Raw genomic sequence first — 12,009 nt, forward strand, 5'->3', positions numbered from 1 at the left:
TTTGTCGGCCTGCGCGCTTCTTGAACGGTCGTGAAGTCGGGCCTCCAACGGGGTCCCGACGCCGGTTTTCGCTTGCCGCGGCGGCCGTGGGCATGGTGATCGTGGTCGCCGCCGGTTTCAGCGGCACCGGATCGTTTTCGGCGGCGTGCGACGCTGTTGCGATCGATCATGCCGCCGTCTTGTCGATCACGGGCGAGGAACTGCACGACGCCGTTGCCTTTCTCGCCGACGATGCGCGGGAGGGGCGGGAAGCCGGCAAGCCGGGCGGCCAAGCCGCAGCGGAGTTTCTTCGCGGCGAACTGGACAAGTTGGGGCTTAAGCCCGCAGGCAGCGACGGATTCTTCCAGCCGTTCGGCGACGGTTACCGCAATCTGCTCGCGGAATGGCCGGAAGATGCCGCAGCCGACGCTGAGATCATTGTCGTCGGGGCGCATTACGACCACGTGGGTTACGGGAGCAAACGCAACACTCGCGACGGACCGGGATTGATCCACAACGGGGCCGACGACAACGCCAGCGGCACGGCCGCGGTGCTGGAGATCGCCGAGGCCTTCACCGTCCTCGCTCGGCCGACGCGGCGCAAAGTCCTCTTCGCGTTCTGGGACGCCGAGGAAAAGGGACTCCTCGGCTCCAGGCATTGGGTCGAGAACCCGACCAGGCCGCTCGATAACGTCCGCTTCTTAATCAATATGGATATGATCGGGCGACTACGAGACGGTCGGGTCGAGGTGTACGGCGTCCGCAGCAGCTTCGGCCTTCGGGAAATGTTGGCCGGCTTGAACCGCGAGACCGATTTGCTGTTGGATTATTCCTGGTGGAATCGCGGAGACAGCGACCATGCCCCCTTTTTCCGCAAGGACGTACCGTATCTGCTGTTCCACACGGGAATGCACGAGGACTATCACGCCGCCACGGATGATACGGAGAAGATCAACGTGGAAGGCATGGTAGCCGTTACACGCTTGGTTTTCGAACTGGTCCTCACTTTGGCCGACCGTGAGGAGCCGATTGCTTTCCGATCCGCCGCCAAGAATGAATCCGCAACAGATTGGGATGCGCTGTTTGCGGAGCCGAAACCGTGGCGAGATCGCACGGGCTTGGCAATGGAGGATTTTTCGCCGCCGGAATCGGGAGGTCTTGCCGTGCGAATAGCGCAAGTCCGTCCGGAATCGCCTGCGGCGCGTGCCGGGCTGGAGACGGGCTGGTTCGTCGAGGCCGTGGACGGCGTGCCCGTCACTTCCGCGGAACGCTTGTCGGCCGACCTCTTGCTGACGCGGCGGCCCGTCGTACGTTTGACGCTAGCTCTTGCCGACGGCGCTCGGGTGGAGCGGGACTTGGTCCTTGACGGAAAGCCTTTGCGGTTGGGAATGCAGTGGCAGCCGGACGGCGCGGAACCCCGAGGAGTCCTGGTCACGCACGTGCTGTCCGGGTCGCCCGCGGAGCAAGCCGGCATCCGGGCGGGCGATTATATTTTTGCGGTCAACGGTGAACCGCTGAACGAGCCTCATCGCTTCGAGGAACTCATTGAACGGACGGCCGCACCGTTCACACTGCTGGTGGATCGGCAAGGCCGGTTCAAGACCGTATCGGTCGAAGATTCGACGGACGCGACGGGAGAGGCTCCTCCCGCTCCGTGAGTCGGCCTGCGAATCGACCTCGGGGCTTGGCTGAGATCGGGGACGGGCAAACCGACGGATTGCCGCCCGGGCGGCGCGTTGCCCCCATTCGTCTCTTCCGCGGCATCCGTCATAATGATCGAGATGATCCCAGTTCGAGACAGACGGTATGGGCAGGCGGCCCGTACCGTTGTTGTGGAATTCGTGGATTCCGCACGTGATCGGTAGGATGGCCGGGAGCCCGTGTACTGGGCGGTGCGGCGCAAAGGTTCGGAAAAGCAGCAGCTCGATGACCGTACGACCCTCATTCGGCGAATTCTTGCAAAAGGGTGTGGTGGTGTTCGACGGCCCCATGGGGACGGAGATCTACCGGCACCACGTGTTTACCAACCGCTGTTTCGATGAGCTTTCGTTGTCGGAGCCGAAGCTGATCCGGCAAATCCACCAGGATTATTGCGATGCCGGGGCGGAAGTCCTGACTACGAACACGTTCGGCGCCAATCGAACGCGATTGGAGAAGTACGGCCTGGGAGAGCGACTCGAGGCCGTCATTCGTGCGGGTGTTCGATTGGCTCGGGAGACGGCGGATAGGGCCGATCGACCCGTTTACGTGGCCGGTTCGATCGGTCCGTTGGGGGCCGCCGTGCGCGACGAGAGCGCCAATCGACGATTGATCTTGGAACAAGTGGATGTCATGGCGGAAGCGGGGGTCGATTTCATCCTCTTCGAGACGCAGCCCAATCGCGAGGCCCTGGAACTATGCGCGCGGGCCATGCAGGAGCGGCCCAAGGTGCCATTCGTTCTTTCGGCGGCCGTGTACGAAGACGGTGAATCGGCTTCCGGGGAAACGGTGGAGCGATTGCTGGCCCCCTTGCCCGACGAATTGCCGCAGCCCATTGCTTGGGGGTTGAATTGCGGTTCCGGGCCGCACGGTCTGCTTGCCGCCGTCGATCGAGCCGTAAAATTCGTGCGCCGGCCGCTGATCGTGCAGCCCAACGCGGGAACGCCCAAGGAGGTCGAGAACCGCCTGATCTACTATTGCTCGCCGGAGTATTTCGCGGAGTACGGCAAGCGTTATGTGCAGTTGGGAGCGGCGGCCGTCGGCGGGTGTTGCGGAACCACGCCGGAACACATTCGTGCCCTGTGCGAAACGATCAAGCCTTTGGCGCGGGCGAGAACCAAGCCGATCGCCGTTTCGGCGGTCGAGCCGGCCGAGTTGAAGACGCCCGTTCCCCAAGCCGATCGTTCCCGGTTTGCTGCGCGCTTGGCGCAGGGTCGCTGGGTGACGTCGGTGGAGCTGGTTCCGCCCCGCGGCTACGACCTGGAAGAGATTCTGGCCAAAAGCCGCCTCTTGCATCGTCGCGGTGTGGATGCGGTGAACATTCCCGACGGCCCGCGGGCAAGTTCGCGGATTTCGCCTTTAATTACCGCCGATCGCATCCAGCGCGAAGCCATGATCGAGGTGATCTTGCACTTCTGCTGCCGGGATCGCAACTTGATCGGCATGCAGGCCGACTTGCTGGCGTGCGCCGCTTGCGGAATTCGCAACATCCTCTTCGTGACCGGAGACCCGCCGAAGCTGGGCAACTACCCGCACGCCACGGGAGTCTTCGACACCGACTCCATCGGCATGGTGCAGGTGCAGAAACGACTCAATCAAGGCGTGGACCTGGGCGGCCAGTCGATCGACCCGCCGACGGCCGCTTTCATCGGCGTGGGGCTGGATCCCACGGCCTTGGATCAAGAACGCGAACTCGATCGATTTCGCCAAAAGGTGGAAGCGGGAGCGGAATTCGCCATTACACAGCCGGTCTTCGATCCCGATGCCCTGTTGCGCTTTCTTGACCGCGTGCAGCAGTACGAGATTCCGATCATGGCCGGGATCTGGCCCCTGGCCAGCCTGAGGAATGCGACCTTCATGAAAAACGAAGTGCCGGGCGTAGTCATTCCGGACTGGGTCATGGAGAAGATGGCCTCGGTTTCCGGCCGAGACGATCAATTGAAGATGGGCGTGGAAATCGCGCGGCAGGCCGTGGAACGGGTACGGGACCGCGTCGCGGGTATTCAGGTCAGCGCCCCTTTTGGAAAAGCCGAAATCGCCCTCGCCGTCATCGACGGTACCGCGCCTTGAGCCGGTCGGTGTCGCGTTTCGGCTTCGGAATGGAGACGAAGTATGTTGCGTCCCGCCGTTCGCGCGGATCGGGGCGGCGTACTCCCTCATGAGGTTTCTCGCCGTGGAGGATGGCTCGTCCGATCGGTTTTGTCGCGACCTGGGACGGCGTCCGTCGGTCCTGCATGTCCGAACTGTGACGGGAACGGGCGGCGGTCCCGAAAAAACGATCTTGCGGTCGCCGGCTTATTTGATTGCGGCGGGCTGGGACGCGCGGTGCCTTTATCTCCATCCACCGCAAGATCCAGGCTTTGAGGTTTTGCGCCGCCGGGCCGAAGCCTGGGGAGCGCCCCTCATCGACTTGCCGGATCGCGGTCCCTGGGATTGGCGGTCGGTCCGCGAACTCGGCCGGATGTGCCGCCGTTTGCAACCCGACATCTGGCACGGCCACGATTACAAGAGCGATCCGCTGGGGCTGCTTTTACGTCGCAGGCGGAAAGAGATGTTCTTGGTCAGCACGGTCCACGGTTGGGGCGTGCCGGGACGCCGCGTCCGCCTTTATCGCTGGATTCATCAACTCAGCCTGCGAGGCTTTGATCGGGTGATCTGCGTCTCGGAGGATTTGAAGCGGCAATGCGTTCGGGCGGGCATTTCGACGCGAATCTGTCGTGTGATCGAAAACGGCGTCGATACCGATCTGTATGCCCGGCGTGAATCGCCTGCCGAGGCCAAGGTCCGCCTCGGTCTTCCGGGCGACGTGTTCTTGGTGGGTGCGGTGGGACGCCTTTCCGCGGAGAAGGATTATCCCACGCTGCTGCGAGCGGCGCGGCGCCTTGCGGAGGCCGGCTTGCCGGTCCGCGTGATGATCGTCGGCGAGGGGCCGGAATACGAGTACTTGGCCGGTTTGATTCGGCGGGATCACTTGCAACAGATGGTAACGCTGGAGGGGTTTCAGCCCGATCCGCTACCCTACTATCAAGCCTTCGATGTCTTCGTCATCACCAGTCTCGACGAGGGGTTGCCGAACGCGCTTTTGGAGGCCATGGCCTGCGAAGTGCCGGTCGTTGCGACGCCGGTCGGCGGAATCGGGCGATTGATCGAAGACGGCGTGACCGGTCTGACGATTCGGCCCGGGGACGACGCCGGTTTGGCCGACGCTCTGCGAAGACTCCGCGATGCTGATCGGCGGCTCAAGTTGGGCCGGGCGGGCCGGGAGCTCGTCCGCAAGGACTACGCGTTTGAACGACGAATGCAGCGGGTGCTGGCCGTCTACCGCGAATTGATCGAGACGCGAATCCGCTGACTGCGTCGCATGTGCCGGATCGGTCACGCGGATTGGGATCCGGCAGTCTTCTCGCGGCGCCGCGCCTTCCGCCGGCGGCTCTCCTCTCGCAGACGCTGCTGATCTTCGGGCGGGCAGACGTGAAAGCGAACACGGAACGCGCGGTATCCCTCGGCCTCCGCGGACGGATAGAGCTGCGCTATCTCGGCCCGCAAATCATCGGCAGAGGCGAAACCGTCGGGTTGGGCGTCGTCGTCGGTCAAGTCCTCGAGGCGGACCTCCGCGATCTCGTCGATGACGATGTAACCCGCCCCGGGGATGTAGCTGTATTGCCCCTCCCGCATCCGTCTCCATCTCCAGAGCCGAATCGTTTGGGTCTTCGTTCCGCGGCGAATGGCGTCCATGAACTTCTTTTTAAAAAGAAGCATCGTCGAGCCTTCTCTACGGGCGGACGTCGGAAACGAATTCGGGGTTTAGTTTACGATCTTGGCGGATCATAGGGACGCGGTTGCGGCGGTACCGGCCGTTGCACTGGTTTGTTGCTCGCGGTCGTTATCCAACGGCTTCCTGCCCACGAAGATGTAGTAGGGAGCCTTCGCGAACGGGAGGTAGGGCACTTTGGCGCGGTGTTCTTCCAAGAGGATGGTATCGAAATGGCGCTGAAGGAAAGGGATGTGGTCCGGCGAGGGGAAAACGTTGTCGTAATTGAACCAGAACGTCCAGAACAACCGCGAACACGCTCCGTGGCGCCGAAGTCCCTCTGCCGGAAACTTCCTTGAGACATAGAAGTCCACGACACCGATCTTGCCGCCCGGCTTCAGCATCGCGCGTGCATTTTCCACGGCCGCAAACCAGTCGGGAATCATCGTGAGCGAGTAAGAGAACGTCACGACGTCGGCGGGTTCCTCGGGCCGGAATCGCGTGGCGTCCGCAACGTGAGTGACGACGTTCTTCCAACCTCGGTCCGCGATGCGCCGCTTGGCGACCTCCAACAGCGAGGGCGACAGATCGACCAAGTGCACCTTTCGCAAGCGTTCGATTTGGGGGCCGAAATGCTCGGCGTTGGCCCCGGTCCCGGCGCCCAGATCTACCCAAACACCGTCGGCGGGGATTCCCAACGCTCGCCACAGCTCCTCGCGCCCTTTGAGCAGGCGTTTTCGGAACGCGTCGTAATTGTCGGCTTGCGCGGCGTAAAAAGACTCCAGTCGTTGGGCATGGTCGGCGCCGCGACCGGGATGGAATACCATGCGGTACAGAATTCGAAGGTCCGCAAGCACGCCCATGATGGGTATCGCTACTCCTTTGAAGGCGGCAACCTATGTGCGTTGGGAAACCGGCAGAGTGGCAAAAGGCCTGCCGCCGCGTGCTTCACACGTTGAGATCGGCGATGTAGAAGCTGCCGTACGTGTGAACCCGGCACTTTGCGTGGAGTTCTTGTGCCTGTTCACGGTGGTACGTGAGTTGTTCCCCCAGCCTGATCGGCCGGCCCTTGAGCTCGATCTTGACGCGATCCACGAAATCGGTGCGCAGCCCGCCGCTCCGCCAGATGGCCCGCGCCCCCGGCGCCGCGCGATCGACAATGGCCTGCCATTCCCGTTCCAGGATCGGGAAGTATCTGCCCGACAACCAATCCATGTGATCGAGCAGGACGAAGCGCGAGATGGGAGCGTCGTGCGAGGCCAGGAAGCCTTCAACCGTATCCGTATGGATTTCGATGCGATCGACCCATCCCGACTTCAGTCGCTTGAAATTTTCCTCCTTCAAGTACTCCGGACAGCACGAACGGGTGTAGCTGCCCATAATATAGACCCGCCAGAAATAGTTGTCGGCGAGCGGCAACTTGGCGAACACTGCTTCCACGGCGTCCTGAACATACTGTGCGATTCCGCCGGCGTATTGCGATTCGATCTGCTGCCGCTGCGCGCGGGGAACGCCGACCAGGGAAAGCATCGTGTCGCGGCTGACCAAGAACCGCAAGACCGGCGTCCACACCTGCTGCCGCAGATGCTTGTCGTAGATTTCCCGCTGTTCGTCCAGGGTTTGGGCGTCCAAGATTCTTTCCACCCACGGCCGGACTTTCGCGACCCGAGTGAGATAGGTGTTCATCACCCGGGCGAAAGCCCCCGCCGTTCCACGGAAATAGAAGGATCGCTTTTTCCCGAAAAAGCGGTGGACGTATTTGTCCCAAAAGCGGCGAGCGAAAGGCGTCAATTCCTCGCGGAGGACGTCGTGATACAGCTCGTCCATGTGCCGGAATCGCCCTTCGCCGAAGATCAGGAAGAAAGTCTCGAAATCGAGCTTTCGGATTCCGGCAATCTTCAGTTCCAGGAGGGCGTTTTGCCGGGGATTCATATCCACGGCGTAGACCCGCCGCGGATTGCAAAGGGCGTAGTCCAAGGCGTTGCAGCCTGCGGACGTGATGACCAAAATCGTGTCGTCGGGGCCGATATTTAGGGCTTGCCGGTCGAGACGCGGATCCTCCCAGCAGGTGTTGTACACCAAGTTGTGTCGATGGACGAGGTTGAAAACTCGACCGCTCACCCATTCCCCTACGGACATAGCGGAAACCCTTTTTCAGTGCCATTGGAACGCCCCCGCCGGAGCCTCCCTCATCCGGAGGAATCGGCGCAGGTCGAGATAATACCTCAATATACGGGAATCAGCGCGCTTAACAAGAACGGCGGCAAATTTCTCCAAACCCGGGGTTGACGCGCCTAAACCCCGAGCGGGCGGGTCGCCCCGGTTCGCCCGCTGCCGTACAGCCCGCCTTAATTTGAGCTTCCCTTCAGTGCTGTCAAGGTTGCCAAACGCCGTCGCCAACCTGCTATAATGCTCGACAAACGGCGGAAGCGATGTCGTCCGTTCCTGCCTTGCTCATGTTCGCCTGCCTTTCACGATGAGGTTCCTGCCCATGCGAGTCGTTGCGGATTGGATGGCGGTATGCCGCTTCTGGAAGCGTTCGGCGGGCTTGGCGGTGCTGGCGGCGATGTGCCTGGCGGTTTTCCCTCTGCTCACGGCGTCGGGACAAGATGGCGGGGCGATTCCTCCGTCATGGAAGGCGGCGTGGGAGAATCCGCCCTTGGATTGCCGCCCCATGCAGATCGTTCACGGTGTGGCCCCGCGGTTTGCCCGCGCGGACGGGATGGAGCAAATCTTGGGCGAAAAGCGGGACTCCACCGTTTCCGATGAGGGGATGGAGTACTTTCTCCGGCGCGGTCGCGGCGGCATCGTCTGCAACGTGGCCTTCGACCGGTACCTCGAGTCCGAGGAGCATTGGCAAACGTTGATCCGTGCGGTGGACGTTTGTTCGAATCTCGGCATGCAAGTCTGGATCTACGACGAGAAGGGCTATCCCAGCGCGGCGGCGGGGGGATTGGTACTCCGCGGCCACCCCGAATTCGAAGCCCTGGTGCTGGCCTTTGCCGGGACCGATCTTTCTGATCCCGCCGCTTTTTTCCTGAGGCCGGCCTACGAGCACACTCATGCGGCCAACAATTACCACGCCAAACGGCGTTATCCGAACCTGCTCGACGACCGGGCGACGCGGCGGTTCATCGAGGTCACGCACCAGGCGTACTATCAGCGGCTGGAAAGGCACTTTGGAGGCGCGATTCGGGCGTTTTTTACGGACGAACCTTCGTTGATGGCGGTGGATTTGGGACCGATTCCCGAACCCGCCGGCAGCAAAGTCCCCGTTGATGATCCCCTTGATCCCAACGTTCCCAGCCTCCCCACCGTGCCGTGGGTGTATGATTTGGCCGACCGCTATGAGGAGCGCTATCACCAGAATCTGGAGGCGTGCCGCAAGTCTTTGTTTGCGGGGGATACCGAAGAGGACCGCGAGGTTCGGCGGCGGTATTGGAGCTTGGTCGGGGATCTGACGGCGGAACGGTATTTCGGGGAGATTCAACGCTGGACGCAAGCGCACCGGACGGCTTCCTCGGGGCACAATCTGCACGAAGAGTCGATCATCCACCACGTACCGCTGTACGGAAATGGACTGAAGGCGATCTCGAAGATGGATATCCCGGGTCTCGATATGTTGACGTCCGATCCACAGGCGGTGATGCACTCAGGCTGGCAGACGGCCGCCATGCCCCTATCCGGCGCGCTGTTGCGCGGAAATCGCCGTGTCATGACGGAGGTCAGCGACTTTGCGCAAAAGATGTCGGGGGCCGGTCCCGCTCCTTTGGACGCCATGCTGGCAACCGCGGCTTGGCAGGCCGCCTGGGGCGTCACGGAATTCACGCTGTACTATAGCCCTGAGGATCGCTCGCCCGAGGAGAACTTGCAGTACGGACTTTTCGTGGGACGGCTGAATGCCGTGCTTCGCGACGCCATGCCCGTTCGGCAGGTCGGATTGTATTATCCCATCCATGATCTGTGGTGCGAATATCGGCCTGTAGCGAGACCGTTGAGCTTGGCCTCGCAAAGCGAGCGGGCGCAGCGGCTGGTAGGCTCTTACTATCGCTTGGGGCAAAGCCTCCAAAGGCGCCAGATTCCGTTCGTACTCACGGACCATGAGTTCTTGGCCGCCGGGAAAGTTACGGCCGAAGGCAAACTACGGCTGGGCGGTGTGGAATTGTCGGCCCTGCTCTTGCCGCTGGATGCGGAATTGCCTCCCGACGCGGCAAAGGTCGTGGCCGAATGGCAGGCTGCGGGCGGCAAGGTCCTTCGCGATACGCCCGAGCAACCGATCGGATTGAGCAACGTGCGAGCCGAGATCATGCCTGACATCGTGGTCGAGCCGGCCGACGATGCCTTGACGCTGGGACGCTTCTCTCGCGACGGACGCGAGATTCTGCTGCTGGTCAACGTCGGCCGCGACGCATGGACGGGGCACGTTCGCACGCAGCAACAGGGAGCGTGGCTGGTTCTGAATCCGCATTCGGCGTCGTTAGAAAGCCGCCAAGGCGATGTGGAAGGCCTGCCTCTCACGCTGTCGCCGCGAGAGACGCGAATCTTGGTGCAGTGAGCTTACCTCTACGCGACGGGCCGGCCCCCGCGACGTCGCGCCGGAACGACGATGCTGATGTTTGGTGGACAGCACATCGGAGATCAAAGATGCTAGCAAGAATGCGTTCCGCGTCGGGCACTCAAGTCAGGCTGTTCGGATTCATATTGAGTCTGACGCTGGGCGTGCCATGCCTCCTCGGCGGCGACCGATTCGCGATTGCGGGTGAAAACACGAGCCATGTGATTCACGTATCTACCGGCGGGGACGATTCGAATAACGGTACGGCCGAATCGCCGGTGGCCTCGTTGCCGCGGGCCGTCGAATTGGTGCGGCAAATGCGGCGACAGTTGGGAGGCGGGCCGGATATCCGCGTGGCCGTCCAAGCCGGTGTTTATCGTCTGCGGCAGCCCATCTCGCTGGGAGCGGCGGAATGCCCGGGACCGGGTGCCTTGGTTTTCGCCGCAGTAGGGCCGGGCCCGGTCGTTGTCAGCGGAGGTCGCCCCATCACCGATTGGCGCGAGTCCAACGGCCGCTGGACCGCTCAGACCGCCTCCGCTACGGGGGAGCGCCGGAGTTTTCGCGAATTGTTCGTGAACGGACGCCGCGCGATTCGGGCCAGGACGCCGAACGACGGGTTCCGCCGCGTCGATCGGTCGGGCGAGGATCGCCGTACCAGTCTATTCATTTATGCGGACGACGCCGCGCTGTTCTCCGGGGATCTTTCGCAGGCGGAGTTCGTGTACTTCCATGATTGGTCCACCTCGCGGGTGAAGATTGCCGGATTCGATCCTGGGACATTGGAGGTGCGCTTTTCGCAGGTCGTCGGCTGCTCCGCCCCGCACTATGCCATCTGCAATTGGCCGCATCCGCGTTACTATTTGGAGAACGGCCGGGACATGCTCGACGCCCCCGGTGAATGGCTGCTGGATGAGTCGAGCGGGCTGGTGAGTTACATCCCATTGCCTGGTGAGAAGCTGAGCGAGATCGAGGCGACGGTTCCCGAGGCGACGGCGCTGCTGGTTGTAAGCGGTGACCCGGCGACGGGAAAGCCCGTCCGTAACCTCGTTGTGGAGGGGATTACCTTTGCTCACTGCCGTTGGGATTTGCCCGAGGCCGGCTATGCTTCCGGACAAGCCTCGGTGTACGAGCCTCGTCTGCCGGAGCGGCCCGGACGCGAGTTGCTGCCCGCCGCAGTAACTTTGGACTATGCCGAGAATTGTGTCTTCCGCCATTGCCGGTTTACGCAACTAGGGGGGTCGGGGTTGTGGTTGCGCCGGCAAGTCCGCGATTGCGGCGTGGAGCGATGCGAATTCACGGACATCTCGGGCAACGGCGTCAATATCGGCGAAACCGTGACCCGTCCGATGGAGGAAGCGGGGTCGGCATGGTCTTCGCCTTACGGAAACGCGTGCAGTTTCGGGAATCGGGTTGCCGATTGCCGCGTGGTCGGGTGCGGCAAGCAATTCTACGAGGCGGTCGGAATCTGGGTCGGCCTCTCCGCCGGCAACGTCGTCGAACACAACGAAGTGGCCGATTTGCCCTACACCGGCATTTCGGTGGGATGGAGTTGGAATGATTCTTTGACGGGTTGTCGCGACAACCGCGTTGTTGCGAACCATATCCACCATTGCATGCTGGTGTTGCACGACGGCGGTGGGATCTACACCCTGGGACGGCAGCCCGGTACGGTCTTGGACGCCAACCTCATCCATGACATCCCGCCGAATGAGGACGGCGCGGAGAGCAACGGCATCTTTATGGATGAAGGGAGCAGCGACATTCTCGTGACGCGGCAGATCATTTACGGGACGGGTCGCAGCCCTATCCGTTTTCACCGTGCCCTGGAAGTGACGTTGCGAGGCAACCGCTTGATCTGTCTGCCCGGCGTGCCGCCGTTTCGTTACAACCGAACGGATCCGGCTACCTTGGTGTTCGAAGAAAATGAGGTCATCGAGGCCGCATCCTGGGAACCCCCGGACGACGTGCGGGCTTCGGCCGGACCGCGGGCGAGACGGTAAGTTGACCGCTCACCGCCTTGTGACCA

At 62.2% G+C, this 12,009-nt stretch carries 8 protein-coding genes; 5 read left to right on the forward strand and 3 right to left on the reverse strand.

The window, feature by feature from the left end; all coding sequences use genetic code 11:
* Positions 1-92 precede the first annotated feature (92 nt).
* The 3 genes from ACZ5B4_RS01885 to ACZ5B4_RS01895 all read left to right on the forward strand — a co-directional run bounded on the left by ACZ5B4_RS01885 (position 93) and on the right by ACZ5B4_RS01895 (position 5,029).
* Positions 93-1,637 carry a M20/M25/M40 family metallo-hydrolase gene (locus tag ACZ5B4_RS01885; protein WP_464912746.1) on the forward strand — a complete coding sequence of 515 codons (1,545 nt, stop codon included), beginning with the start codon at positions 93-95 and terminating at the stop codon, positions 1,635-1,637.
* A gap of 268 nt (positions 1,638-1,905) precedes the next feature.
* Positions 1,906-3,747: a bifunctional homocysteine S-methyltransferase/methylenetetrahydrofolate reductase gene (locus ACZ5B4_RS01890; RefSeq protein ID WP_464912747.1), complete on the forward strand. Its 1,842-nt coding sequence runs from the start codon at positions 1,906-1,908 to the stop codon at positions 3,745-3,747.
* Positions 3,748-3,835: 88 nt separating this feature from the next.
* Positions 3,836-5,029, forward strand: coding sequence for a glycosyltransferase (locus ACZ5B4_RS01895; protein WP_464912748.1), 1,194 nt, complete (start codon positions 3,836-3,838; stop codon positions 5,027-5,029).
* A 23-nt stretch (positions 5,030-5,052) separates the two neighbouring features.
* On the opposite strand, the gene ACZ5B4_RS01900 is transcribed toward ACZ5B4_RS01895, so the two are convergent.
* The 3 genes from ACZ5B4_RS01900 to ACZ5B4_RS01910 all read right to left on the reverse strand — a co-directional run bounded on the left by ACZ5B4_RS01900 (position 5,053) and on the right by ACZ5B4_RS01910 (position 7,567).
* Positions 5,053-5,436, reverse strand: a complete 384-nt coding sequence (locus ACZ5B4_RS01900; protein WP_464912749.1) for an ASCH domain-containing protein — start codon at positions 5,434-5,436, stop codon at positions 5,053-5,055.
* A gap of 66 nt (positions 5,437-5,502) precedes the next feature.
* Positions 5,503-6,291, reverse strand: a complete 789-nt coding sequence (locus tag ACZ5B4_RS01905) for a class I SAM-dependent methyltransferase (protein WP_464912750.1) — start codon at positions 6,289-6,291, stop codon at positions 5,503-5,505.
* A gap of 85 nt (positions 6,292-6,376) precedes the next feature.
* Positions 6,377-7,567: a BtaA family protein gene (locus tag ACZ5B4_RS01910; protein WP_464912751.1), complete on the reverse strand. Its 1,191-nt coding sequence runs from the start codon at positions 7,565-7,567 to the stop codon at positions 6,377-6,379.
* A 352-nt stretch (positions 7,568-7,919) separates the two neighbouring features.
* Between ACZ5B4_RS01910 and ACZ5B4_RS01915 the strand changes: the two genes are divergently transcribed.
* Complete coding sequence (locus ACZ5B4_RS01915; protein ID WP_464912752.1) at positions 7,920-9,983, forward strand: hypothetical protein; 2,064 nt, start codon at positions 7,920-7,922, stop codon at positions 9,981-9,983.
* 89 nt (positions 9,984-10,072) lie between these two features.
* Complete coding sequence (locus tag ACZ5B4_RS01920; RefSeq protein WP_464912753.1) at positions 10,073-11,983, forward strand: right-handed parallel beta-helix repeat-containing protein; 1,911 nt, start codon at positions 10,073-10,075, stop codon at positions 11,981-11,983.
* Positions 11,984-12,009 lie beyond the last annotated feature (26 nt).

The organism is Thermogutta hypogea, from assembly GCF_055386265.1.